Origin of the sequence: Cupriavidus sp. D39, assembly GCF_026627925.1 — a bacterium.
Classification (GTDB): domain Bacteria; phylum Pseudomonadota; class Gammaproteobacteria; order Burkholderiales; family Burkholderiaceae; genus Cupriavidus; species Cupriavidus ulmosensis.
Map to the genome: position 1 here is coordinate 199700 of NZ_JAPNLE010000006.1, position 25649 is coordinate 225348.

21 protein-coding genes and 6 pseudogenes are annotated in these 25649 nt (G+C 62.2%); 8 read left to right on the forward strand and 19 right to left on the reverse strand.

The features are described 5' to 3' along the window. Window positions 1–991 precede the first annotated feature (991 nt). Together OMK73_RS05075 and OMK73_RS05080 are read left to right on the forward strand one after the other, a co-directional pair. Window positions 992–2119, forward strand: coding sequence for a J domain-containing protein (locus tag OMK73_RS05075; protein WP_267601046.1), 1128 nt, complete (start codon window positions 992–994; stop codon window positions 2117–2119). Between the two features lie 133 nt (window positions 2120–2252). Continuing rightward, window positions 2253–2551, forward strand: a pseudogene (locus OMK73_RS05080) (hypothetical protein). 534 nt (window positions 2552–3085) lie between these two features. On the opposite strand, the gene OMK73_RS05085 reads toward OMK73_RS05080, so the two are convergent. The 10 genes and pseudogenes from OMK73_RS05085 to OMK73_RS05125 all read right to left on the reverse strand — a co-directional run bounded on the left by OMK73_RS05085 (window position 3086) and on the right by OMK73_RS05125 (window position 13878). Then, window positions 3086–4135, reverse strand: coding sequence for an IS30 family transposase (locus OMK73_RS05085; RefSeq protein ID WP_267601047.1), 1050 nt, complete (start codon window positions 4133–4135; stop codon window positions 3086–3088). A 163-nt stretch (window positions 4136–4298) separates the two neighbouring features. Then, window positions 4299–4526: a hypothetical protein gene (locus OMK73_RS05090; RefSeq protein WP_267601048.1), complete on the reverse strand. Its 228-nt coding sequence runs from the start codon at window positions 4524–4526 to the stop codon at window positions 4299–4301. Between the two features lie 383 nt (window positions 4527–4909). After that, complete coding sequence (locus OMK73_RS05095) at window positions 4910–8062, reverse strand: error-prone DNA polymerase (protein WP_267601049.1); 3153 nt, start codon at window positions 8060–8062, stop codon at window positions 4910–4912. Between the two features lie 9 nt (window positions 8063–8071). Further along, complete coding sequence (locus tag OMK73_RS05100; protein ID WP_267601050.1) at window positions 8072–9535, reverse strand: Y-family DNA polymerase; 1464 nt, start codon at window positions 9533–9535, stop codon at window positions 8072–8074. Continuing rightward, window positions 9462–10166, reverse strand: a complete 705-nt coding sequence (imuA, locus tag OMK73_RS05105) for a translesion DNA synthesis-associated protein ImuA (RefSeq protein WP_267601051.1) — start codon at window positions 10164–10166, stop codon at window positions 9462–9464. Before imuA ends, OMK73_RS05100 begins: the two co-directional genes overlap by 74 nt. A 268-nt stretch (window positions 10167–10434) precedes the next feature. Further along, on the reverse strand, window positions 10435–10674 hold the full coding sequence (locus OMK73_RS05110; protein WP_267601381.1) for a hypothetical protein: 240 nt from the start codon (window positions 10672–10674) through the stop codon (window positions 10435–10437). Window positions 10675–10826: 152 nt separating this feature from the next. Next, the gene (locus OMK73_RS05115) at window positions 10827–11072 is read right to left on the reverse strand and encodes a hypothetical protein (protein ID WP_267601052.1); all 246 of its coding nucleotides are present in this window, start codon (window positions 11070–11072) and stop codon (window positions 10827–10829) included. Between the two features lie 29 nt (window positions 11073–11101). Then, window positions 11102–12937, reverse strand: a complete 1836-nt coding sequence (ligD, locus tag OMK73_RS05120) for a DNA ligase D (protein ID WP_324291661.1) — start codon at window positions 12935–12937, stop codon at window positions 11102–11104. Window positions 12938–13188: 251 nt separating this feature from the next. After that, a pseudogene (locus OMK73_RS38125) lies at window positions 13189–13644 on the reverse strand (DNA polymerase ligase N-terminal domain-containing protein); the annotation flags it as partial. Window positions 13645–13653: 9 nt separating this feature from the next. Beyond that, window positions 13654–13878 carry a DUF2188 domain-containing protein gene (locus tag OMK73_RS05125; RefSeq protein ID WP_267601053.1) on the reverse strand — a complete coding sequence of 75 codons (225 nt, stop codon included), beginning with the start codon at window positions 13876–13878 and terminating at the stop codon, window positions 13654–13656. A 255-nt stretch (window positions 13879–14133) separates the two neighbouring features. Between OMK73_RS05125 and OMK73_RS05130 the strand changes: the two genes are divergently transcribed. Together OMK73_RS05130 and OMK73_RS05135 are read left to right on the forward strand one after the other, a co-directional pair. Further along, window positions 14134–15048 (forward strand): Ku protein, encoded by a 915-nt coding sequence (locus OMK73_RS05130; protein WP_267601054.1) that lies wholly within the window; start codon window positions 14134–14136, stop codon window positions 15046–15048. 7 nt (window positions 15049–15055) lie between these two features. Beyond that, window positions 15056–15868, forward strand: a complete 813-nt coding sequence (locus OMK73_RS05135) for a tetratricopeptide repeat protein (protein ID WP_267601055.1) — start codon at window positions 15056–15058, stop codon at window positions 15866–15868. Window positions 15869–16478: 610 nt separating this feature from the next. Here OMK73_RS05135 and OMK73_RS05140 read toward each other — a convergent pair. From OMK73_RS05140 to OMK73_RS05165, 6 genes and pseudogenes are all read right to left on the reverse strand, one after another. Continuing rightward, window positions 16479–16897, reverse strand: a pseudogene (locus OMK73_RS05140) (TCP-1/cpn60 chaperonin family protein); the annotation flags it as partial. 39 nt (window positions 16898–16936) lie between these two features. Next, on the reverse strand, window positions 16937–17224 hold the full coding sequence (locus OMK73_RS05145; protein WP_267601056.1) for a co-chaperone GroES: 288 nt from the start codon (window positions 17222–17224) through the stop codon (window positions 16937–16939). 246 nt (window positions 17225–17470) lie between these two features. Then, the gene (locus OMK73_RS05150; RefSeq protein WP_035866346.1) at window positions 17471–17854 is read right to left on the reverse strand and encodes a hypothetical protein; all 384 of its coding nucleotides are present in this window, start codon (window positions 17852–17854) and stop codon (window positions 17471–17473) included. Between the two features lie 269 nt (window positions 17855–18123). Further along, a complete protein-coding gene (locus OMK73_RS05155; RefSeq protein WP_267601349.1) occupies window positions 18124–18690 on the reverse strand; it encodes an Hsp20/alpha crystallin family protein in 567 nt (188 codons plus the stop codon). 199 nt (window positions 18691–18889) lie between these two features. After that, a complete protein-coding gene (locus tag OMK73_RS05160; protein ID WP_267601057.1) occupies window positions 18890–19297 on the reverse strand; it encodes an Hsp20/alpha crystallin family protein in 408 nt (135 codons plus the stop codon). A gap of 15 nt (window positions 19298–19312) precedes the next feature. After that, window positions 19313–19753 carry an Hsp20/alpha crystallin family protein gene (locus tag OMK73_RS05165; protein WP_267601058.1) on the reverse strand — a complete coding sequence of 147 codons (441 nt, stop codon included), beginning with the start codon at window positions 19751–19753 and terminating at the stop codon, window positions 19313–19315. A gap of 867 nt (window positions 19754–20620) precedes the next feature. Here OMK73_RS05165 and OMK73_RS05170 point away from each other — a divergent pair. Both OMK73_RS05170 and OMK73_RS05175 read left to right on the forward strand, forming a co-directional pair. Next, the gene (locus tag OMK73_RS05170) at window positions 20621–20797 is read left to right on the forward strand and encodes a hypothetical protein (RefSeq protein WP_267601059.1); all 177 of its coding nucleotides are present in this window, start codon (window positions 20621–20623) and stop codon (window positions 20795–20797) included. Window positions 20798–20854: 57 nt separating this feature from the next. Then, window positions 20855–21926, forward strand: a pseudogene (locus tag OMK73_RS05175) (zinc-binding metallopeptidase family protein). A gap of 207 nt (window positions 21927–22133) precedes the next feature. Here OMK73_RS05175 and OMK73_RS05180 read toward each other — a convergent pair. Together OMK73_RS05180 and OMK73_RS05185 are read right to left on the reverse strand one after the other, a co-directional pair. Continuing rightward, entirely contained in the window at window positions 22134–22397 is a 264-nt protein-coding gene (locus tag OMK73_RS05180) for a hypothetical protein (protein ID WP_267601060.1), read from the reverse strand. 304 nt (window positions 22398–22701) lie between these two features. Continuing rightward, window positions 22702–23248: pseudogene (locus tag OMK73_RS05185) on the reverse strand (phasin family protein). A gap of 907 nt (window positions 23249–24155) precedes the next feature. Here OMK73_RS05185 and OMK73_RS05190 point away from each other — a divergent pair. Beyond that, complete coding sequence (locus tag OMK73_RS05190; protein ID WP_267601061.1) at window positions 24156–24740, forward strand: hypothetical protein; 585 nt, start codon at window positions 24156–24158, stop codon at window positions 24738–24740. A gap of 225 nt (window positions 24741–24965) precedes the next feature. Then, window positions 24966–25169 (forward strand): CsbD family protein, encoded by a 204-nt coding sequence (locus OMK73_RS05195; RefSeq protein WP_267601062.1) that lies wholly within the window; start codon window positions 24966–24968, stop codon window positions 25167–25169. Window positions 25170–25392: 223 nt separating this feature from the next. On the opposite strand, the pseudogene OMK73_RS05200 reads toward OMK73_RS05195, so the two are convergent. Further along, a pseudogene (locus OMK73_RS05200) lies at window positions 25393–25563 on the reverse strand (polyhydroxyalkanoate depolymerase); the annotation flags it as partial. Between the last annotated feature and the right edge of the window lie 86 nt (window positions 25564–25649).

Genomic DNA, 25649 nt, shown 5'->3' on the forward strand with positions numbered 1-25649 from the left:
TATTTTCGATGACCGTGCCCAACTGGTACCAGCAGGTATGCCAACTCGGCTGTTCGACTTTCTCGGATTGGGTCCCTATCTGGCGGCCAATCAAATTGGCCTCGCGCCAACCGACGACGATTGGACATCGAACGGCTAGCGCGGTCAGGCGACGGCGCGACACTGCGGCCATGCCGAGGTCTGAAATGCCCTCACGGCTTTCGGCTCCTGATTCTCCCAACCGCGGGGTTGGACACAATTGCCGGTTATATCGCACGATCTGACCGCCGTCACCGCAAACTGTCCCGGTTTCCCCGAAGTGGAACGAGGCTGAGCAGCGCGGCGCCGCAGCCGGTAGCAGCGAACGTCCCGACTCGATGGCTTGCTGCGGCTCGCGGCATCGATCAAATCCGGACGTCTAAGCGCTATTGTCGCGTTGGAGCTATTCGGCAGCGCGGCACACCGTGACCGGCGCGATTCGCCGGGGCACAGCCGAACAGTGCCGCCAGGTCTTCGCGCCGCCGGCGTCGGGCGAACTCCGCAAGCTGACGGCGGATATCGCCGATCACGCTGCGCGACGTGCGGCCTGATCCCAGCGCGTCGGGAAAGTACCGTTCGACCGCCTGCCGCGATGATGCACCTGCGTACCAGGCACGCAGAGCGGCCAGGGAAGTTGTGTCGGGGAAATCGGATGGGATGGAAGAGTCTGGCATCGAGCGTCGATTGGAGCGCGATAAGTCCTATCTGACGGTGGTCAAGCGGCGTGCCGCAGTTGAGGCGCAAATCGCAAGACGGCAGTTTGCCAGAAAAATGTGCCCATATCGCTAAGACCGGTTATCGATATAGGGCCAATGTAAACGATACGCGTTGGTGCAAACTGCTTGCCACCGCATGCATGTGGAGCATGAGCGTGCGCGGTGCGCAGACGTTTGCCGGACATGGATGCGTGCCGCGCATCCGCTAAAATACCCTCTGCCTACGTTTCCCGCCTCATTCATAGGACACGCATACCATGACCAGGACAAACCTCAAGTCCGTCAGCATTGCCCCCGGCCTCAACAGGCCGATCCTGTCGAAAGGACAGAAGGCGTTCAATGCGCTAATCAAGCAACTCGAAAAGCGACGCGCGCGGCTGGGCGCCTGGGAAGCAGTGACCCCAGCTTTCCAGCAAAAATACAACAGCACATTGCTGCCTCTCGAACAAACCTATACGGACTTGCAAATCAGAATGGTGCATTGTCTGGACCAGGTCCACGGCCAGAAGGGATTGACCAAGTCGGAGCGACACAAGATCGCACGCCTCATTCCCGAGTTGGCTGGTGACCTGGTAGCCGAGCGTGACGATACAGAGTTGAAGGCGATCTACAACAGATACAGCCAGTCCGACTACGACAGCGAAGCGGCCGCCGAGCTTGAGGACATGAAATCGGCGCTGGAAGCCATGCTCGGTGTCGAACTGGGCGACAACCTGGACATGAGCTCACCAGAAGAGGTGCTGCAGCGCGCTCACGCACAGGTACAACAGAGGCAGGCGAAAGAAGACGCCGATCACCGGGCGCGGGAAGAACGTCGCACCGAACGGAAAAAGTCACCCAGGCAGATCGCGGCCGAAGCGCGGGCGCACGCGGAACAAGCCCAGATCAGCCTTTCTATCCGCGAAATCTACCGCAAACTGGCCAGCGCCCTGCATCCTGATCGCGAAACCGATCCGCTGGAGCGGGACCGGAAAACCGCGCTGATGCAGCGTGTCAATCAGGCCTACAGCAAGAACAACCTGTTGCAACTGCTAGAGCTACAACTGGAACTGGAGCACATCGACCAGAGCGCGATCAATAGCATCAGTGAAGACCGGCTCAGGCACTATAACAAGATCCTGAAGGGGCAACTGCGCGAACTGGACCACGAAATTGGACATGTCGAAACCGGCTTCCGGCTCAGTTATGGCATTCCTCCTTTCGTTGAACTGTCGCCCAGCACAATCATGCGCAATCTTGCCAGTGAAATCGTCGGCCTCCAACAGAGCGTACGTAACCTTGAAGAAGATTTGCTCGTGTTCGACGACATCAAGAAGTTCAAGGCCTGGCTGAAGAACTTGCGGTACCGACCGCCGGTACCTGAATTCGAGGACATGCCGTTCTGATTGCCGCCGCCGCGCTCGCTCTGACTTCACTCGCCACGAGTGCCATGAAATTAGCGCGCACGGTAGATTTTGTATTTAGATCAGCCACTTAGCGGAGATGTGGCGGATTTTTTGCGAATAGCGACCAACCCTCATGCTGTATCGCTACTTCTTTTTCGGCTGGCTGTTCAGGGACGCGAGCCGGGGCGATCTGGTCGAACGGTCTGCCGCTTGGCGTTTCAACAGGCACACGCGCACTGGCTGCTGACCTATATGCGGCGCTGGTTCGGGTGCGGATTGCTCTTCTATGCCTTAGGTGGCGTGGTCGAACTGATGCTGCGCGCGCCATGCCTGTCCGCGCTCTTCTATGTGCCCAGTGTGCTCAGCGTGCCGGTCAATGTCGTCATCGGCGTGCTCTGGATCGGCCTGAAGGCACTTCGCGGGCCGTTGTGAGCGGTGGCTTGCCTGCGTCGGGAACAGTGCTAAGTTTTTCCGGACGAATTGGCCTGACCGCGCACCGCCGACTTCACGAGCGAACCACAGAACGCCTCGTCCCGGCCAAGCGTCGCTGCGGACATTGCGATACGTGCGCTCACTATCTCCGTCCCACTCCGACACAAATCCGGATTGCTGAACGCGGTCTCGAAATGGCGCCGAACTGCGTGCTCGAAGCGCCATTAACGCGCGGCCCAAACGTCTGTATCCAGATCGCAATCAGGCGCCTCGCCCGCTATGGACATATGTAGGTGGGACCGCCAGCACAGTTTGCGCGAATCCAGTCCCAACATTGCTGAAAAGTAGCTGGGCCATAAATAGCGGGCCAGCCTGCAGTGCCGCCCTCCCCCATACGCGCAACCGCCGCATGGTTATCTTGAGGCGACTTAAAGACGTAGTAATCCATGCTTTCCTCCTGTCCCTTCGCCGTGCCGGGCGTGCAGCTGAGCTCGGTTCCAATCGCCCAATGCGCCTGCATATAACAGGGCGGTTTCAAGTCCCAAGTGCAACACCCGCGTCAGTGAATTGAAGTTGGGGGTGAGAAACTTGTTTGAGCATACGAGCGAACACCTCCAGTGGGGAGTGGAACGCGTGCGTAGCACGAGGTCGCTTGTTCAAGCTGTCGGCAATTGCGTCGAGTTCTTCTTGTGTGTGCACGGACAAGTCGGTGCCCTTGGGCAGGTACTGGCGCAGCAGCCCGTTGGTGTTCTCACAAGTGCCGCGCTGCCAGGGGCTGTGCGGATCGCAGAAGTACACCTTGACGCCAGTGTTGGCGCTGAGCTCACTGTGGCGCGTCATCTCCTTTCCCTGGTCGTACGTCAGGCTCTGGCGCAGCGGCTCAGCAATCGAATTGAGCTTGGCAGAAAAGCCGGCCAGCGCCGAGGCCGCAGTAGCGTCATCCATCTTGGCCAACAGCACCAGACGACTGCTGCGTTCGACCAGCACGCCCACCGAAGACTTGTTGCCCGCGCCCTTGATGAAGTCACCCTCCCAGTGGCCCGGCATGACGCGGTCCTCGACCTCGGGCGGGCGCACATGGATGCTGACCATCTCAGGAATCTGCCCGCGTCGATCAACCCCGCGCTTGCGTGGCATGCGTGTGCTGCGGCCATGGCGCAGGCAGGCGATGAGCTGGCGGCGCAACTCGCCCCTGGGCTGCGCGTAAATGGCCGTGTAGATCGTCTCGTGAGATACATGCATGCTGGGGTCCTCGGGCCACACTCGCTTAAGGATACCGGCGATCTGTTGCGGCGACCACTTCCAATCCAACAAAGTCAGCACCGCGCCCCACCGAGCGTGTTGCGGATCGAGCTTCGCTACCGGGCGCGCCTGAACCCGCCGCGCCTGCCTCATGGCCTGCGCCGGCAGGCTCGCGTAGCCACGCAGCGCACAGCTGTTTCGCCTCAGTTCACGGCTGACGGTGCCCGCCGAGCGCCCGAGTGTGCGGGCCATGGCCCGCACACTCGAACCGCTCTGGCTCATGCTCGCAATCGTCATGCGCTCCTCAGGCTGAAGTTGTTGGTACGAAGTTCTGCTTTGCATCTGAGCACCTTACCCGAAGCAAGGTGTTGCACTTCAGATTTGAGGCCGCCCAGGATAAGCATTGCTTCTGGCACGCGATAGCTGCCTTTTGAGTAGGTCTCAGTGTCTTCTGGCCGCGCAGTCTGCCGCGCGGGCAGGCGGCTGGCGAGCCGCCCGCGCCTGGCTAGGCCCTGACCACCGCGACGCTGAACGCGCCGTGATCCAGCGCATCCGCAATGGCATCGCAGGCGTGCTGGAAAAAACCGTAATAGGTGCCGCGCCCGTTGACCACAATCCGGAACAGGATGATTGTCCGGCTTGGTCCGGAATCGGCTTCCGATATGTTCCCGGGTATGCAAGGGGCGCCCCTCGCAAGGTCATGACCGGCGTTGAAAGTCGCGATCCAATGCATCGTGCCTCCTCGAATGGGAACCCGCGCTTACTCTGCCAAAACACCGTGATATCCGGACAGGCCGCACGTGTCTTGACGCCGTAAAGTCTGATGTATCGGTCGGGACCTTCCCCTCACCATTGCTGCGTGAATCGCGGTGAATCAGTCCCCGGAAAAAATCATACTCACAATCACGTACCGAGCCATTAGCCAGATGGATTAGTGCGCCGATGCGCCGGTCTCACACCTTCTCTTTTTGCAAAGGCAGCCGCTAGTCGAGGGGTGGCTCGACACCGTAGACGTCGCACAGAAGCTGGGATTGAACCGGAAGGTAGTTGTTGCACATTGTCCGTTCTCCAGGAGTCCTCGAAATCGTATAAGGAAGCGCGCTATATCTAGCCCCGTCAGCAAAAATCTCGCCCGCTGGTCGGCAACCGCCCCAATAGCGGCGTGAGGTCTACCATCCGCTGCGCGACAAGGTGCCGAACCTCGCCCTCGCATTGCCATTGCCCGAGGACACCGATCAGGCGTGCCCCCAGGACTTCCTTGCGGTACCGCTCCAATACCGATGGCCACACGATGACGTTCACCGTGCCGGTTTCGTCCTCAATGGTCATGAACAGGACCCCGTTCGCGGTCCCTGGTCGCTGCCGCACCGTGACGATGCCGGCGCCGCGCGCCAGCTGGCGGTTCTGGTAGCCAAAAAGGGTCGATGCCGGCTCGAAGCGTTGCGCGGCGAGTTGTGCGCGAAGCAGGGCGAGCGGGTGCCGGTTCAGCGTCAGCCCCATGGACCGGTAATCCCCCACGATCTCCTCGCCCTCGCTTGGCGGCGCAAGGGTGGGCAGCTCCTCCATCAGGTCCGCGGGACGCAACAAGTCCTTGTCGGGCACAGCAACGCAGGCCTGCCACAGGGCCTGGCGTCGGTCTCCCGTGAGGGCGCGCAGGGTGTTCCCGGCGGCGAGCACCTGGATGTCGTGCCGGTCCAATGACCCGCGGCGGGCCAGATCCATGGCGCTTGTGAATGCGCGCACCGAGCGAGCGTCTTCGATGCGCAGAGCGGCTTCTTGCCGCATGCCACGCAGCAGGGACAGGCCAAGCCGGACCGCCGGCGGCCTGCTCTCGTGCGTCTCCAGCGCCGAATCCCAGCAACTGACGGTGATGTCCGCTGGCAGGACCTCGACGCCATGCCGCTTGGCATCCTGCACGAGCTGAGAGGGGCTGTAGAAGCCCATGGGTTGGCTGTTGAGCATGGCGCAGAGGAAAGCCGCTGGCTCATGGCGTTTGAGCCAGGCACTGGCGTAGACCAGTAGTGCAAAGCTGGCCGAGTGGCTTTCCGGGAAGCCATATTCCCCGAAACCCTGGATCTGCCGGAAGATGCTCTCGGCGAATTCGCGCTCGTAGCCACGCTCCAACATGCCGGAGATGATGCGGTCGTAATAGCGCTCGAGTCCGCCCTTGCGCTTCCAGGCGGCCATGGCCCGACGCAACTGGTCAGCCTCGCCGGCCGAGAAGCCGGCCGCGAGCATAGCGACCTGCATCACCTGTTCCTGAAAGATCGGCACGCCGAGCGTGCGCGATAGGGCTTTCTCCATTTCTGGGCTGGGATAGGTCACCGGTTCCTTGCCTTGCCGGCGACGCAGGTAGGGGTGCACCATGCCGCCCTGCACCGGACCCGGTCGCACGATGGCGACCTCAACGACCAGGTCATAGAAGGTGCGCGGCTGCAGCCGGGGCAGCATCGACATTTGCGCCCGGGATTCGACCTGGAACACCCCAACGGTGTCGGCGTGGCAGAGCATCTCGTAGGTTTCCGGATCCTCGGCGGGGATGTCCTGCAGCTCGAACACCTCACCGCGCTGCTCCGAGACGAGGTCTAGCGCGCGGTGGATGGCGGACAGCATGCCCAGCGCCAGCACATCGACCTTGAGCAACCCTACGGCATCCAGATCATCCTTGTCCCACTGGATCACACTGCGATCCGGCATCGCCGCGTTCTCGATCGGCACGAGACGCGAGAGCTTTCCTCGGGCTAGCACGAAACCGCCGGAATGCTGCGACAGATGTCGCGGAAAGCCCAGCAGCTGCGTCGCCATGTTGGCCCACCGCTGGGTCAGCTCGCTCTCGATATCGACGCCACTTTCCGCAAAGCGCTTGAGCAGGTCCGCTTTGCCGTCAAACCAGTGATGGGCCTTCGCGACCATGTCAACGATGGCCGGGTCGATGCCCAAGGCCTTGCCAGATTCACGCAGCGCACTGCGCGGGCGGTAGGTTGCCACCGCCGCTGCCAGCGCCGCGCGGGTCCGTCCATACTTGGTGTACAGATACTGGATGACCTCCTCGCGCCGCTGATGCTCAAAATCGACGTCGATATCGGGTGGCTCGCCGCGTTCCTTGCTGATGAAGCGCTCAAACAGCAGGTTGCCGCGCGCCGGGTCCACTTCGGTGATGCCGAGGCAGTAGCAGACCGCGGAATTGGCCGCGGAGCCGCGACCCTGGCACAGGATGCGATTGGCGCGGGCGAAGCGGACAATGTCGTATACCGTCAGAAAAAATCGCTCGTACTGCATTTCGCCGATCAGAGCCAGTTCGTGCTCGATCTGCGCCTGGACCGGCGCCGGGATGCCTTTGGGAAAGCGGCGGTGGGCGCCGATATAGGTCTCGTCGCGCAGATAGTCCTGTGGGCTAGCTCCCTTGGGCACCACCTCATCGGGGTACTCGTAGCGCAATTCGTCCAACGAGAACCGGCTGAGGTTGGCGATATGCAAGGATTCCGTCAGTAGGCGGTGCGGGTAGATGTTGGACAGCCGCAGGCGGGAGCGCAGGTGCTGCTCGGCGTTGGGCGTCAGCCGGTAGCCGCACTCTGGCACAGGCTTGCGCAGCCGGATGGCACTCAGGACGTCATGGAGCGGTTTGCGCGAGCGCACATGCATCAGCACGTGGCCGGTGGCCACCACCCGCAAGTGATTCGCCGCGGCCGCCTGCATCACGGCTGCCCGGTGCATGTCGTCCATCGCACGGTACAGCAGCGTCAGGCCGATCCAGGCGCGGCCCGCGAAAGTCGACGTGATCCACGCGGCCTGGGCATCAAGCCTGTCCGCCGGCGCGCAATAGTCCGGCGTGAAGAGGATGGTGCAGTCCGGCAGCCCGCGCAGATGAGCGTAGTCGCCCTCGGGCGCATCCAGGTCGCGACGGGTCAGTAGGTAGGCGCCCTTGCTGGTGCGCGTACGCGCCAGCGTGATGAGTTCGCACAGGTTGCCGTATCCCTCGCGGTTGCGGGCGATCGCGATAAACGACACCGCCGGGCTGCCATCGGCATTGACCAGCCGGAAGAAGGCGCCGACCAGCAGCTTGAGGCCATGCTTCTTGGCCTCGGTGTGGGCGCGGACGATTCCGGCCAGGGAACATTCGTCGGTGATGGCCAGGGCGCTGTAACCGAGTTGGACCGCGCGCTCGACCAGTTCCTCGGCGCGCGAAGCACCTTCAAGGAACGAGAAATTCGAGAGGCAATGAAGCTCGGCGTAGTCGGGTAGGCCGCCGCCGGTCAGCAGGGAATCCATGGCGTTGCCTCACCCGAACAGGCCGTGCAGGTACCACTGCGCCTCGTCGCCCTCGCGGCTACCCCTGCGCTCCTGGTACACCCAGTAGTGAGCGTGATCCCGGCCCTCGGCCACGTAGTAGTCCCGCGTCACCACCTCGCCCGCCCACCATCCCGCCTCGATGCGCTCCGGCGGCGAGACCATGCGCAGCGGCGAGCCGTAGAACGGCCGGTGATCGCGGATCAGCAGTGCGATCGGCTTGTCGAGCAACCAGGTCGGGCGGGGCAGTCGCGGCGCCTCGATGGTGGGCCCAGGCTTGCCGACGGCTGATACCCACGCATTGGCGACCTCGGGGCGATAGTCCGCCCGCATCTCGGGGCGCAGGATGTTCTCCGCACCGAGACGCGCCGCAAGCAGCTCCATCACGAGCGCGTGGTCTTCCGGCGTGCCGCCCGGCTCCGGGAACAAGGTCTCGCTGGGCGGTGCCTTGGCCTGGACGTCGGTCACGGTCAGGCGCACCGCAATCATTGGCGCCTCGACCTGCAACTGCGCCAGCCGCTCGCGCAGCAGTCGCACCAGGTGATCCTCGCTCCAACTGGGCTCGGCCAGCGCGATTTCGATCACCGTGGGCGGCAGGGCTTCCCGGCCACGCTCGTGCTGCAGGTCGAGCGTGATCTTCGTCACCGCCAGCTGATGGGCTGTCAGCCACCCGATCATCTGGACGATCAGGCCGCGGGCGTAGAGTAGGGTGGCCTCCGCGTGCTCAATGCGGTCCGGCAACTCGACGCGCGCACTGAAGGCGGGCGGCGCTTCGAGCCAGTCAAAGATCTCCGGGGCCTGTCCGAGTGCCCGGTCCATGGCCTCGTTTACCCCGGCGCCGCACCGACGTTGCAGGCCAGCGCGCGGCAAGCGGCGCAGGTCACCGAGGGTGCGACACCCCAGGCCATCAAGCCATTCCAGATAGGGACGTGCTGCCGGTAGTGTCGCGACGGGCAGCTCGACCACTTGCCGCTCCAGGGAGGTCGCCTTGAGCGCCTGGCCGCCGCCGGCGCGGGCCAGTAGCCACGCCCCCTGGGCGGTCGGCGCACAGCCCAGTGCTGTCGTAAAGCCGAGCGCCATCGCAGCGTCCCGGATCCTGCGTCGCAGCCGGCGCACGCCGCCGAACAGGCGAAGGCTGGCCGAGACGTCCACCAGTACGGTGGCTTCCTCGGCCTCCACCACGCTAGGTGAGAATTGCAGCAGGGTCATTGCCACGCGACTCAGCGCATCGCCCTCTTTTTCAGGGGCGCGATCGAGGAGCAGCGTTTGCGGCGCCATCGTTTGGACGCCGCCGCGGCGCATCGCTGGCCGCACGCCACCAGCAAGGGCGAGGCGCGAGGCGAGGTGCACGCGGTCCTTGTCCAGCACGGCCACCGCCAGTTCAATGGACCAGTTCGGCCGGAACACTTCGATGGACAGGTTGGGCAGGTACAGGCAGATCCAGAGGCGCAGCATGACGATGAAGCAGGATCGGCGACGGCTCCAGCTGGACGCGCAATGGCTCATCCTGTTGGGGGCCGCGCCGCTTAATGAAGGTGAGGTCGACGCCGCCCTCGGCCGGCGTCACGCCGATGCGCAAGGAGGCGGGCGACGCGTCGCGCGCGCAGGCCATTGGCCGCACCAGGCAGAACAGCGTCTCGCCGCTCTGCGCGGCCAGATGTAGGCGGCGCAGGGCGTCGTTGCGGACGTTCGGTTGCCAAAGGAGGAGGGCGCCACAGGTACCGGCACGCAGCAGCTGCTCCGCCGCCCATAGGGCGTCGGCCGTCCGTTGGCCGCGAATCCAGAGCAGTTGCTGCGGCGGTAGCCCCAGATTCGCGAAAGCGAGCGCCTGCGGCGTATGTGGCGGCTGGATCATTGCGATTGGCCGCTTCGAGACCTCGACCAAGGCAGGGCGCAGTAGCCGCATCTCCCCCACACCAGCTTGCTGGACGAGCAGTTCCACCAGCGTGCCGGTCGGCCAGCCGCCGCCCGGGAGCGCACGCGACAGCATCGGGTAGCCGGTGGTGACGGTTCGCCCGGCTGCCCGAGCCAACTGCGAGGCTCGCCATAAGGCGGGGTGGATGGATTCAGGGGCAGGGCAGGTCATGACGGATTCGTGAGTAGCTAAGAACCAGTGTACTGTACATTTATACAGTGGTCACGCCCAATATTGAAAGTGCTGGTAGAGGCCCTTAATAGCTGTGGGAAATCGGAATTAGCTGGGCTACGTGCGTTTTTGCTGGGCCGGAAATCCGGAATTAGCTGGATTGCCGCGCAGCCGATGCAGGCGCGTGATGCTCAACGGTGACGATGGACGGCCGCTTTCGGACCCACCCGCACGGCGGGCGCATCAGGTTCGGCAAGGTTCCCTGCATTTAGGAGATGGCTTCTTCGTCCGCCAGAAGGGCTTCGAGACGAGCGCCATCGATTGTGCGTTTGGTGAAGGCATAGACGCCGCGCGCTGCGAACAACCATGCCTTGTCCGCACTGTTGTGATAGCGCAGGTTGTACGCCTCCCCGTCCACGCTCTGCCCACCGCCGCGCCACCTCGAGTTCGGACCGCAGGCGCGCTCCCGCGCCACCTGCCTTTCCGCTACCGCCTGCTGCGCGTCCACCCACTGCCGGCTGAGAGCCCGTCTGATAATTCAAGGATGGGCGATTCTGCGTAGCAGCAGCCCGGAGCGCTCCCGGCAACGTTACATGTTGGGCAATCCATCGATTCGTTAGGACTCTAACCCAGCGAATTCGGCTTCCCTGTATCCCTTCATCAATCGGGAGCGCTGCCAAAGATCTCGGAGATCAGGTCCTGTTCGAACTCTGCCGGCCAAAACTCACGAGGGCCTGCCGCATATTGCATTAGCGCTCCTGTCTCGGGCCTAAGGACACTGACCAATCGGACCTGGGTTTCAGTGGAGTCACAGACGCTGAAGTCCGCGGCGATGAATCCGTGCCGCCGGCAGGCGTGGGCAAAGGCTTCGCGCTCCGCAGTAGGAAACGTCTCAAGATTTGTCATAAGAAAGCCTCCACACATTTCCATCCCGCCTAACTTGCCATTTTCCGGATGGCGGAACTCAGTTGTTGCTTCTTTCCGGTATCAGAATATCCGGCCCACGGATCGACATAGCCGACGGCTTCAACGCGCTGCACGGCAGTCCGGATCGTCCAATGATCGCCTCCTGTCAGCTCCTCCAGCTCCTCCCAGGCTACAGGCATCGAGACCCCAAGCCCGGGCCTGGCGCGAGCCGAGAACGGGGATGCTGTGGTTGCGCCGTGCCCGTTGCGCAGGTAGTCGATAAAGATCTTTCCCACCCGATTGCGTGGCCCGCTTTTAGCGACGAAGCGCTGGGGGATGGTCCGCGCAATATGGACGACGACGTCCTGCGAGAATGTCTTGACGGTGTCCCATGGCAGGCGAGGAGCGATCGGCACGACGACGTGTAGGCCCTTGCCTCCGCTGGTCTTGAGAAAGCTCACCAGGCCAAGCTCATCCAGCATAGCCTTCGTCAGCATTGCTGCCTCGAGCATATGCTGCCAGGGCGCACCCTCGCCGGGGTCCAGGTCAAAGATGATGCGATCCGGCTTATCGATGCTGCGTTTGGTCGCGTTCCAGGTGTGGAACTCGATCACGTTCAGCTGAGCAGCTGAGACGATGGCCGACACACTTCCCACCTCAAGCAGGGCCGGATGGTCTGCCCATAGGGACGGGTCCAGCACGTTCATGCCCGGGATCTTGCTTGCCTCCGTATGCTTCTGGAAGAATAGCTCACCACCGATACCGGAGGGGCCGCGCACCAGGGAGACGGGTCGGCCGCGCAGGTGCGGGAGCAGGTGCGGCGCGATGGCCTCGTAGAAGCCGACCAGGTCGCCTTTCGTCAGCCCGGTCGTTGGGTCAATCACGCGTTCCGCGTTGGTGACCTTCACCGAGAGAGCCGGGCGCGGCCGCGGTGGCTCCACCTCCACTGGCCGCTCCCGCGTCACGCTGCCCGGTTCCTTGTCCGCGCGCAGGGCATGGAAGACCGCATGCCGTACTCGACCCTCTTCGGTCCACTCGGCGAACGAGATCTCGGCGACCAGCTTCGGCTTGACCCATCGGCCGGCTAAACGCGGTGGCGGCTTCTCGAAGGGACAGGCTGGCACTTCAAGCTCGCTCAGCAGTGCGAGCAGCTTGGTCAGCATGCGCGAATCGAGGCCGCTTCCCACGCTGCCCGCATAGCGCAACTTGCCGGCTTCATCGTGCACGCCAAGCAAAAGCGCGCCCAGGCCATGCCGGCTTCCCTTCGGGGCCGTGAATCCGCAGATGACGAACTCTTGCCGCTTCGCGCATTTGAGCTTGATCCAACTCGGCGCCCGGGCCGAGACGTATGGCGCGTCGACGCGCTTGCCAATCAGCCCCTCCAGGCCCATCTGGCACGCTGCGGCAAGAAGGTCGTCCGGCGTGCCCTCAAAGGCCTCGCTGTACCTGACTCGCATTGCAACTGGCACGGCCACCACCTCCTTCAGCAGCGCCCTGCGTTCGGCCAAGGGAACTTGCCGTAGGTCGTGGCCCTCGAAGAAGGGGAGGTCAAAGACGAAGTACTGGATGTCCTCCACCCGCGACCTTTCAAAGGCATTCTGCAGCGCCTGGAAATCCGTGGCGCCCTTGTCGCTCAGAATGACAATCTCACCATCTAGCCAACCTGAGCCAAGGTCGAGAGTCCCGATTTCCGTCGCGAGCGATTTGAGGCGAGCGGTCCAGTCATGACCGTTTCTGGTAAAGAGGCGGATGTCCTTGCCGTCGACGCGGGCCAGCAGCCGGTATCCGTCGAACTTGATCTCATAGGCCCATTGTTCGGCGTTGCGCGGCACCGCTGAAGCGAGCATCGCGAGTTGCGGGGCCAAGGCAAGCGGAAGGGGGCAGGGCGTGCTGCAGCGGGTAGTGCCTGGCGGCCCTGCGCCGGGCGCGAGCGACGCTGCTTTGGCACGGCAGTCGTCGCTTTACCACCGGCACCCGATCTGCTGTTGACCTTGTCCAGCACGCTGTCCGGCAGGGCTTCGGTGATGTCGTACTCCGCGGCGGAGCGCGCAAACGCATCCCGCTCTTTGATCAAGAGCCACGGTTCCTGACGCTCGTCGCCGCGGCCGTGCATCCTGACCAAGGTCCAATGGCCATGTAGCTTCTCACCTTGCAGCTCGAACTTCAGCTTGCCGCTGTGGTAGCCGGCCACTGGATCGCCAACCGGCGTCCACGTCCCTCGATCCCAAACGATGACGGTGCCGGCCCCGTACTGCTTGGGCGGGATCACGCCCTCGAAGCTCGCATAATCCAGCGGGTGATCCTCGACATGTACGGCCATTCGCTTCTCAGCAGGATCCAAGCTGGGTCCCTTGGGGATCGCCCAGCTCTTGAGGGTACCCTCCAGTTCGAGACGAAAGTCATAGTGGAGCCGGCGAGCCGCATGCTTCTGCACGACAAAGTTCATCGCGCCGCCGGCGGCGGACGCGAGCGACCCCGCGGCCTCGCCGCTCGGCTCCGTCGTGGCCGCGAAGTCACGCTTCTGGCGATACCGCTCCAGGCTGCGCGCTTTGGTAGACGCAGACTTGGCCACGGATTGAAGCTAGCCTTTCACGTCGCGGGGATCGTGTCCGTAGCTGTTGCGCATCCGGATTTTCCCATCTCGCCCATGCACGAGCAGTTCGACCTTGTCTTGCTCTGCCTCGGCAGTGCCGGCGGCGATCGCCTGCTCCTGGTCGTCATGCTGGGAGGACGGTTGATTAGCGCCCTCGCGAATCACGTGCCATTTATCGCCGTGTGGAACGACGTGCACATTCTTGTTTGCCATGAGTCTGTCTCCGGTGGATGGCTGTGATCGAAGTATTTTCCCCGGGGCCGGGGAAGACAATAAGCCGATGTCCGACATTGGCTTGCAAGGGTGCTGTGCATGCAAACCAAAAACTACACGCACACGAGCGTCGCGCCCTGCACATGCCTTTCCGCAAGTGCTTGCCTATCCCCAAGGGGAACCCGCAGCGTCGTCATTCCTGCGGGCACGATCTAAGCTTGGATTGGTGTACTTCCGCCCAGCACGGTGATCGCTATGGCCGCCCGTTCCATTGCCTCTCTTTCCCTCAGCTTCGGCCTGGTGTCTATCCCAGTGAAGATCTTCAGCGCCACCGAAAGCAAGTCTGGGATTGGCTTCAATCTGCTGCACAAGGGTTGCGGCTCCAGGCTCAAGCAACAATACGTCTGCATCCGCGAGGATGTGGTGGTCGAGCGGTCCGAGATGGTCAAGGGCTATGAGTTCGAGCCGGATCACTACGCGGTGTTTGAGCCAGACGAATTGAAGGCGCTGGAGGACGAGGCGAAGCACACGGTCGATATCGTGTCGTTTATGCCATCTGGGGCCATCGATCCGATCTATTTCGACAAGGCTTACTACCTGGGGCCAGACAAGCGTGGCGGCAAGCCATATAACTTGCTGGCCGAGGCAATGCGAAAGACAGGGACGTGTGCGCTCGCGCAGTGGACTTGGAAAGGCAAGCAATACATGGTGCAGGTGCGGGCGACCGACGAGGGCTTGGTACTACAGCAACTACTCTACGCCGACGAAGTCCGATCGATGGTGGACCTGCATGTGGAGAAGGCCCCGGTCCAGCCCGCCGAACTGGCATTGGCCCAGCAACTGATCGAGCAGAACTCGGTAGAAGGATACGACCCCTCGGCCTACAAGGATGAGGAGAAAGACCGCATCCTGGCGGCCATCGACAAGAAGATCGCCGGCAAGAAGATCGCCGTGAGCGAGGAGCGAAGCGAGCTGCGTCAGGGCGCAGAAGTGATCGACCTGATGGAGGCGCTGCGCGCAAGCATGAACCAGCGCAAACAGGGCGGAACGAAGGCAGCGACCTCAGCGGCTGCAGCGGAGGGCAGGACCAAGAAGACTGCGAAGCGTGCCTCTGCGGCGCCCGCACCGGCGCCAACTCCCGCCAAGCGCGCTTCAGCGGGGAAAAAGTGAAGGGCCAATGCCGACGTACACCCTGAAGGACGCCGAGGCGTTGCTGGGCATCCCGCGCTCGGTGGCCACGAGGCTGGTCTCCGAGGGGATCATCACGCCCACACGCGGGCCGCGCCGGGCGCTCCTCTTCACGTTTCAGGACATGGTGCTGCTCCGGACAGCAAATTCCCTGCATGACGCGAAGATCCCAACGCGGCTGATTGTCCGCGCCCTGGCGAGGGTGAAGGCCTCTCGCGGCGCCGGCCAGCCGCTGACCGGCGTGCGGATTCGCGCGATGGGCAACGAGGTGGCGACAAGGGATGAGGGCAGAGAAGGATGGCAGGCCGTGTCTGGCCAGATGCTGATGGATTTTGAGCCCGGCGACCCGGGCGCCGCGATGGTGCAATCACTGCACGACGCGCGGCCACCAGCTGCCGACGCGCAGGATTGGTTTCTCATCGGTGCCGAACTGGAAACGGAGAAGCCGATCGATGCCGAGGCCGCATACCGGCGGGCCTTGGCGGCAGAACCAACGTTTCTGGATCCGTATCTCAACCTGGGCTGCATGATGTGCGACGCGCGCCGGTTTGGCGACGCGGCCGAACTGTACCGCTCTGGCATCTCACAGCTGCCGAGCGAGCCGTTGCTCCACTTCAACTTGGCCGTAGCGTTGGAGGATCAGGAACGCCCCGGGGAGGCACTCACCAGCTATGAGCGCTGCATCCAATTAGCGCCGGACTTTGCCGACGCGCACTTCAACGCGGCCCACATCTACGAGACCCTCGGCAACGGGATGCGAGCGATCCGGCATTTCAACGAATATCGGAAGCTGCAGCGATAGCGCATAGCGGCATGGCCATTGCGTGCGTCGGCCGGGCTTAATTGCGAGGACAAGCCCGCTACCCGGCAGGCAGCGCCAGCGGCAGGGGTAGGAGCGCTGGAGATCGACCAGGCCGGCCATGCTCAACGGCACGCCAGAGTGGTAGCGCTTGGGCGCGCCCTTGTTGGCCTGGTCGAGCACTGCCATCGCTCGAGAATTAAAGACCTGATCACGAAATGCGTCTCGTCAGGTCCGGGCAACGAACCGAGATGGATAGATTGACGGTATTCCCGGCGCGGTTAACCTCCTCGGGTAAGGCCGGTCATGACGTCTGACGTAGCCGCGACGCTCGGCCCGCGCCCCATCCTGGCCGGCGCTCAGATACCGGGCCGCCCAGCATTTTTGCTGCGCGGGCGCTTGCCCACCGATGCTGCTTCCAGCCCCCTCCGCGCGATACGATGTAGCCGGCAGGCTCGCGCGCCCGCTCGGGCTTCAGCCCAACCTCTTCCAGCCTGGCCTTGAGAAGGCATCGGCGTGATCCAGCCAGCGCCGGACCTCCTCTACCGGTGCGTCCAGCAAGCGGGCAATGTCGCTCAATGGGGCGGCCTCCACGCGCGCCAGCAGCACCGCCGGTGGTGCAGGGCCGGCTAAGCTTGTGCAGTTCCTCGACTACAACGCTCACGGCCAGGTCCATGCCGTTGCTTCAGATCGATCGGGTTCAGGCCCACCACCAGTCCTTCATGCCTTCCTGAACCGTCGCCTGGGCCAGCACGGTGGCGGCGGTGGTGCCGTCACCGGCCACGTTGGAGGTCTTGGCAGCGCCCTGCTTGACCAACTACGCCCCCATGTATTCGAACTTGTCGCGCAGTTCAATTTCCTTGGCGACCGATACGCCATCCTTGGTGATCAGCGCGGCCCCGTACGACCGCTCAAGAACAACATTGCGTCCCTTGGGACCAAGCGTGACCTTGACCGCGTTGGCCAGCAGGTTGACACCCGCCACGATGCGGCGCGCGCGGACTCCTGAAATCGGATCTCCTTGGCTGCAATGATGAGACTCCTCGCGAGATTCTAGCTTTCTCTCTTTCTCTATTCGACGACGCACAGAATGTCTTCCTCGCGCATGACCAGCAGTTCCTCGCCTTCGAGCTTGACGGTGGTGCCTGCATACTTGCCGAATAGCACGCGCTCGCCGACCTTCACGCTGGGTGCGCTGACACCGCCATCGCCCAGCCGCTTGCCGCTGCCGACCGCCAGGACTTCGCCCTGATCCGACTTTTCCGCGGCGATATCGGGAATGACGAGGCCGGCAGCAGTCTTATGTTCTGCGTCCAGCCGCTTGACGATCACGCGATCGTGTAAAGGACGAATGTTCATGGCCTTGTTCCCCATTCAACGCAATGACGAGCTTGACTCGGCCAGCCAGACCGGCGCCTGTTCATATTATGGAAGCGGCGGGTTGGTTTTCAAGCGCAGGGAGCGCTGATTGAAAGGCCTTCCGAGCGTTCCGCGAGGACGCGCTAGTCATCCCCGCCGCGCTGTTGTGCACAATGCACGGCCGCGTGCACCCAACGAGCCGATCCTCGGCGCGCGGCAGGTAGCGCCGGATGCCAGGACCGCGCTTCACTGGATTGGTGGCACGGCGCCAAGCTTTTCAGCCAGCATCCGCTCATACACGCCAAAGTGCATATCCACCTCCGTTTGACTGACCACGACGACGTCTATGTTGACTTGCTCGGGCGCTAAGCCGAACATTGTGGCCAATGCCACTTCCAGGTGGGGCGCCGCCTCCCTGTCTTTCGCGAAGGTCGTGCCGACACTGATCACATAGGCCTTCTCGCCTTCTGCGGTGACCTCGACCAAGCGGGCCCCCGCGCTCAGGTTGTTCTCAATGGCCATCTTGGCCAGCTCCGCCACACTCCGCGTTCGCTCGGTAGGGAAGCCGCGCGCGCACTTGAGCTGCACCCGATGCTTGCCCAGCGTCAGCCACTCAGAATCGAACTCCATGGAAGTCTCCATCCGACAGTACATTGCCGCCAAGATAAGGGCGAGGCCGGCGATTTCAAGAACGCAACGTCGCGCCGTGGTTCGCCGCTGCAATGAGCCCCATTGGAAGCCAGTAGCGTGCAGCCCCAAGCACCGCGCGCGCCAAAGGGGGCTGCGCCCGCCTCTGGCGTTCCGCGTCAGCCGCCCCCTTCCACGACCGCCAGGATTGCCCATCTGCGGGCAGCAGCTTCGCGCAATACATGCGATGCCTCAGGATTGCAGACATCAGCTCACTTCACTTCGATCGTCCTCACGGCAGACTGCGACGACCCCGTCTTAGGTAGACGTAGTGTCAACAGTCCTCTTTCGAATTTCGCATCAACGTGATCCACGTCGACACCATCCGGCAGAGGAATACTGCGCATGAATGCGCCGTACGCTCGCTCCAGGCGGTAGCAGCCGTTCTCTTCGCTCTGAATGTCCTGCTTCTTCTCACCCCGCAAGAGCAGTGCGCCATCTTCGATGGTGGTCTGCAGGTCTTCGCGGTCCATACCGGGCAGCTCAGCCGTGATCCTCAGGGCCTCGCCATCGTCGACCACATCGATCCGAGGTTGGAAGCGAGACGAGCTGAAGTCGCCGAACCATCGATCCAAACCACCGAAGTCCGCGAACGGTTCGTGCAGAAATTCTCCCATCGCTCGCCAGGGATCGCTAGAAAACAGCCGCGAAACGTCAGGCCAGTCGGGCGTGCCGTGCCTCGACGCGGGAACGTTGGACGCATCCTCCATCGGTTGCTTTTCAGTTGTCGTCTTCCGTAGGAACTTGAAGGGATTCCATTTGCCCAGTTCCGTTTTCATCTTACCCTCCTGCCGAATGCTCATTTGATGGGTACGAATGACCGCCGGCAACGACCGGTCGCGCCCGGCCATCGGCGACGCCGCAAGGCCCAGCCATAGTCGTGGGGCCGCCGATACGGTCATCCGCATATTCTTGGGGGCGACGGTGGCGCCCACCCGGACGCCACCGTTTCCGGTGCCGCGGATGGCCCTCCAGCATTCACCCGGCGGTAACCGCAATGCGACGTGGCCGCGCTTCGTCACGGTGCGGGATCGTCAGCTTCAGCACGCCATCCTGCAGCTGCGCATCAATCTTCGACGTATCGAACTCGGGACTCAGAGAGAACGCGCGTGCGAAGTGCGGCTCGCGGATTTCCGCGTGCTGCACCCGCAGGCCAGACGGTGTCGGCACCATGGCTTCCGCCTCGATGTGGAGGTTGCCATCGTGGACATTCACAATGAGCTTGTCCTTGGTGACGCCCGGCAGGTCGGCCCAGACAGTGACACCATTGCTGTCCTCGAAGATGTCAACTGCGGGAAGCAGCGTGACTCTGGGCGTTGGCCTGTCTTCCTGGCGTCTTGCTACCGCGCTCTGGTCGCGTTCAACGACTTGGGTAGTGTCGCTCATGGCATTCTCCTCACATTACTGGACGGTGATCGCCCGTGGCTTCGAGGATTCGTGCTTGCCAATGCTGATCGACAGGCAGCCGTTGGCGTAGCGCGCCTGCACCTTGTCGGGATCGGCGTTCTGCGGCAGTTCGACGACGCGCCGGAAGGTGCCGACGAAGCGCTCCTGCGCATACGGCCGCACCTCGGGGTCATCCTCCGACTGCACCGCTTCGCGCTCGCCGCTGATCGTCAGCAAGCCCTTGTCGATCGAGACCTCAAGCTTGTCTTGCTTGATGCCCGGGGCAAACCCGACGATTTCGATCGAGTCGTCCGTCGCGCCAATGTTGACCGCTGGGAACGCCCCGAAGCGGCCGGAGCGGATGCTGGACGGGAAACCACCGAATAAGCTCGCCATCTGCCGCTGCAGGCGGTCGAACTCGCTGAAGAGGTCGGTTCCGAAAAAGAGATCACTCATGGTCGTATCCTCCTGATGCAGCAAGGAGGCGAACGGGCAACGCGCTCCCACCCGCCTGCCAAGCCGCTGGCAAACAAACAGAAACACGCAGCGCGCAACATCGCGACTGCCTGAGCAAAATTAAAATAGGCAATCTGTTGCCGGTTTTCAAGGAGGAGGCATTCAATTTCCTCTTGAAGGCATCTAGCCGCCCCCATCTCTCGAATGCGAGGACTTTGGCGCAGGGGGGCGAACGGATTTCGGTTCGGCGGGCAAGGGGGCTTGCGCAGCGCATTGCCAATTTATTGCTTTTGGAGGCACACCGCCTTTGGGTCGTAACGGAACCATGCAGAACCGCGGTGGCCGAAACCACGACGCAAGCCTGCGGCATGGGCCGTCCGGATTTGGGGCTACCTTGGTCGTCGAGCGCGCGTGGCAGTGCGCTTCACAACGGCGCGTCAGCCGAGCAACCCGACCGGTCCGTGTGGGCCGCCGTCACCAGAGCCTCCGTCGGCATGTGGGCGGCGACGCTTGGCACGCCCGCTCACGTCCGCAAGCTCTCGCTGCAATGGTAGGCCGATTCCGAGGAGGTGACGGCTCTCGACGCAGCCCCCTGCGACTCCCGAGAGCAGACAGGCGCCGCTTCGCGACACTCATCACCCCAGAATCCTCCGGCTACGCCGCGCCAAATCTTTGCTCCGGATTCTCCTCGCTTGTCGTCAGGCCCGTGACAAGCGTTACATGAGCCGCTGGACTATTCCCAGCAGCTTTTCTTGGTCCGAGCTTGTCATCGGTGCCGGTTTGCAAGTGCCCTGCGCCAGGCACATATTTTGCGGGTTGGAGCATGGCTCAAACGGTTCGTAACCGTCACCGCACAGGAGCTCGACGATGACAAACGAGAATGGCAGGCCCGATTCGAAGCCACAGGCCAAGCCCTGTGCCCGCGGCCATATCGAACAGCCGGGAGAAAACCGTAAAACCACGCAGCCAGACGAGCGCGACCCGCAAAGCGAGCAACCCGCGGATCTGGTGAGCACCTCCCGCGAACAGATGCTGGAGCGCTAGCGGCGGCACTTGCAGCAGGTGGGGCGTGTAAATATTCTTCGCAAGGTAAAAGAATCCATGAAGACCTTTCACTGCGGCAGTTGCTCCAACCTGGTTTTTTGAGAACGTCACCTGCGAGCGCTGCCAGGCGCTGCTTGGATACGTCTACGACATCTCGCAGATCTGCGCGTTCCAACCCGCGCAAGGCAATCTGTTGCGCAGTTTGAATGCCGGCGCGCAAGACAAGCTTTACAAGCAATGCCAGAACTACGCTGTGGAAGGTGTGTGCAACGGCATGATCCCGGCCACTTCGGAAGACGTGCTTTGCGAGTCATGCAAGCTGACGCGCACCACGCCATGCCTGGATAAGCCGAACAACCGGCTCTACTGGGCCCGGCTTGAGGTCGCCAAGCGTCGCGTGCTCTATACGCTAGCCGCCCTGGGTCTGCCGCACGTGTCCCGCGAAGCCGATCCGGAATTCGGCCTGCAATTCGACTTCCTGGAAGACGTTGGCGAGGAGCGCGTGATGACCGGGCACGACAACGGCCTCATCACCATGAACATTGCCGAGGCCGACGACGCCCATCGGGAAAGGACGCGTTCGCTGATGGGCGAGCCGTACCGCACCTTGCTGGGCCATTTCCGGCATGAGATCGGCCACTACTATTTCGATCGCCTGATCGCCGGCACCCGCTGGCAGGCACCGTTTCGCGAGCGCTTTGGCGATGAGCGCGCGGACTATGGCGAAGCGTTGAAGGCGCACTACGACAAGGGCGCGCAGGAGGGCTGGGAGCAAAACTACGTCAGCGCCTACGCGGCCACGCACCCGTGGGAGGACTGGGCCGAAACCTGGGCACACTATCTCCACATCGTCGATACCGTGGACACCGCCGCGGCATGCGGGCTTGCGCTCAAGCCAGGCACGGCCGGAGAGCCTACCCTGACGGACCAGACGCCCGTCGAGGATGCCAGCTTCCAAAGCCTGATGAACCGGTGGTTTCCTCTCACCTACGTGCTCAACAGCCTGAATCGGAGCCTGGGCGTGTCGGATGTCTACCCGTTCGCGCTGAGCCCTGTCGTGGTCGATAAGCTGCGTTTCGTGCACGAGGTGGTGTCGGACGGGCCGCAGGCCGGATTGCCTGACCCGTAGCGCGCTTATTCCGGCTCGATATTCGTCACCGTTGCCACGCCATTGACCCTTGTCGGAGGTTGCACAGACCTTACTCCCTTCCTTCAGAGACGGGGCCCAATGTCCACCCGAGATACCAATTGGGTTGGACGCCGTCGGAGCGGGTGTGCTGGGGTTTTGTCACAGTAAGCGAGGACTATTGGAGGATCCATCCGGACTCACCTCTGGCTAACCTGGATGGCCAGATGAATCGAAATCAGGAAATTCGTCGTCAAGTATCTCGAACACCTCTTCCGCCTTTCCTCCTAGATTGGATTCAAGATTTCGCAACAAGTGTTCATCGGAGCGCAGCCATCTATATGCCCGCTGCACATCCTCAAGGGTTGGCTCGATCTCCAGAATCCGTGCAATCACTTCGCCTTCAAAGGGACCAATAATCTCGCGGATTTCACTAGCGCTTGCATATCGCGAATCGGTCTTGATGTTGCGCATGGCAATGTCTCCGATCGTGTGCACTCGGCGCCATCGTCGAACTCGCCGAATGCGTCTATGGGCCTTGTCGCGCAGGAATGTCTTCAGTACTTGATCACCACTCCTGGTTTCGACCTCAATGATTTCAGCTTAGCAGCTGCGCTTGCCAGGCTCCAACCCTCGAACTTGGCCGCGAGGTCGCCCCAGCGAGACGAGTCCAGATAGCCAGAAAGACCAGCGGAGCCGAGTGGCTGGCCGAGAATTTAGCTTCAGCTGCACTCTGCGCGAAGGAGGAAGCGATTGGCGATACAGCAGGCCTCAGGCGTTACGTCTTGGCGGCGCGCGACGCATGCTCGATGGTCTGCTTGGCCGCCTTCGACGCCGTCCTGCTCGCCGCTTTGAAGTTTCTTTCGGCGACTTCGATCGCCTGTTTCACGGTCTGGTACATTGTTTCTGACAGCTTGTTGTTGGCGGTGATCACCGACGTCAGCGCGGTAACGGCGGGCTCCGAACCCGCGGACGCACTGTTCGCAAGATTCTCGACGAGTGCCTCGCATTGCACCCCGATGACCTTGGCGAATGCGGATTGCGTGGCGGACCCAATGTCGTACAGTTGACCGCTGTACGACACCACCTTCTCGCCGATCGGCTGCATCAGAATGGCTTGCAAGGCGAGTAGTTCTTGCCGGGCTTTGACAGCTAACGACTTCTGTGCGAGCTCTTGGGTAATCCGCCAGCATCGACTTCATTACCTGCAGATTCAGCGCAACCAGTCTCTCGAAGCCTGCGAAGGCCTCGTTCGCCAATCCGAAGAGGATGGCGAGGTTGGCTTGTTCAGGTGCCGCGATTTGCTCGGGGGGTAGCGGATTCATCATGAAGCTGCTGAAATTCGACTCAACGCGTGTCCGAGAGAATCGGACGACTATGTTTGTGGGACAGGTGTGTGGGACTACCGCGTATCACGCAACCTCGTGCGGATTAAACGCATCGAGGCACCCATTAGCGATAACGATCAAGCGAACCACTCGCCTACAGTGCCGTCATGAGGGACCCATACAACGCCACCAGCTCCTTCTGCGAATTCCCGCGATGGAATTGAGGACGCCACCGCCCCTGTGATGCGGGGACGTCGGTCTCCGGAGGGGAGCTCCTCTAGGTTGACGAACTGGTGTTCGGGGAGGGTGTCAAGATCCGCGCGATTCCAGTTCAGGGGGGCCGGGCCGTCCTTGATCAGCATGAGGGTCGCCAATTCATGAGGACTCTGCATCCTTGTTACCGCGCGCGCGGAAGACTAATTCAATACCGTCACAAACGCATTCTCAAGATGTGACATGTTCTTTTAGGACAGCGTTCGCCCTATCGCTTGTACATCGTCCAGACCGCCCGACTCCATCGCGGGTCTTCTGCCATGCACCGCATGCTTGAATACCTGACATCGCCATCCTAAATTGTGACTAGATCTTATGCCAATCGATGTTGCAGTGCGGGATCACCGGAGGGGCTGTTGACTCGGCGGTTCCGCCGGAGAGGCCATGCTGTAGCCTGGTGGACGCGGTAGCCTGTCCGGTGGGGTCTTTCAGCCGAATCCTCGGCTTTGGCGGGAAGCTGTTCGCGGTGCCCCGGCCTGCGCCGACCTTCGACCTGCAAAGCAAATGCTTCGTGCTCGAGCTGACTCCATGCCTTTGGGCGGCACAGTTTTCTGCCTAGTCTTCGCAGAACCGCGCCAGGAACGGTCGGTACGCGAAGCAGAAGAATCCGACGACTGATAAGGAGGTCGACATGATGACGAAATGGTTGTTCGCTGCCATCTTTTCGCTGATGGTTACTGTGCCGACGAGCTTGGTACTTGCAATAAGCGCGTCCGCAGCGGGTTCAAAGGCGGATTACGACGCCGCGGTGAAACAGGCCGACGCTGATTACAAGGCAGCCAGCGCCAGGTGTGGCGACATGACGGCCAACGCCAAGGATGTCTGCCAGGCCGAAGCCAAGCGGGATCGCGATGTTGCGAAGGCCACCGCGGAAGCCTCGCGCGACGGCACCGCCAAGGCGCAAGCGAAGGCGCACAAGGTTAAGGCCGACCGAGACTACGACGTGGCTAAGCAAATGTGCGGCGACAAGATGGGCAACGACAAAGATGTTTGCGTGAAGGAAGCCAAGGTTGCTCACGAGAAGGCGCTTGGCGCGTCCAAGGTCGAGAAGGCGGCCGCCACGGGAACCAGCACAGATGTCGCGGAGGCTCGTCGCGAAGCCAAGAAGGACACCATGGACGCCAAGTACAAGGCCGACAAGGAGAAATGCGATGCCCTGTCCGGCGATGCCAAGGACAAGTGCACGGCGGACGTGAAGGCAAGGTACGGCAAGTAATCGGGCAAGTCACAGACGGGGGTCTCGGACGCTAACTATCTGGCTGATAAGGACAAGTGCGACGCGATGTTCGGCAGCGCCAAGGACAAATGCATTTCGGACGCAAAGGCCAGATACGGCACGTAGTCATTGGCTCGGTGGGCGGGGCATGCCGTCGCCGCTTGTTGAGGAGGTGGGCAGGTCCGGCAGCGGACTCACCATCAGGAACCCGAATAGGAGTTGACCATGAACTGGGATCAGATCGAAGGCAAGTGGGAGCAAGCAAAAGGCAAGGTCAAGGAAAAGTGGGGAAAGCTGACTGACGATGACCTGACCTGGATAGAAGGTAAGCGCGATCAACTCGCTGGAAGAATCCAGGAACGCTATGGCTACACGAAGGAACAGGCTGAGGAAGAAATGAAAGCTTGGGAGCGTGACACCAAGTGGTAGACATTGCTCAACGCGCTGGCGCTTGTCATTGAGTAAGGAACGTTTTGCGCCCGGTGCCACCAGTGAGGTCTATCCCTATAGGCCGCAACACGCCTAGCGGACTAGCGCCGCGGCTATCGGCCCGACGGGGAAATGCGGGCACGTGGCAGGCACGGGCTGGCCGCTTTCCTTATGTGGGGCGGGGAGGGTGCGTCTGTGCGCGCGTTGGCATCAGCCGGGCACCGGCGGCCACGCAGCGCTGTTCCGTTTCGTGGATATGCTTGCGCAGGAGCGGATAGATCTGCGTCGCCCAGCGCCGTCCGGCGAACACGCCGTAGTGTCCGGCGCCGTGGGATTTCAGATTGGACCGTAGCTTGCTGCACAGCTCCTGCGCCGCATCGGTCTGACCAACCGCGTCGGCACGAACCCGGTCCGAGCCCGGCTGCCGCCGGACAGGCCAGACGCCGGGTAGGCGTGCAGACAGCCGGTGTCGTACCCGTA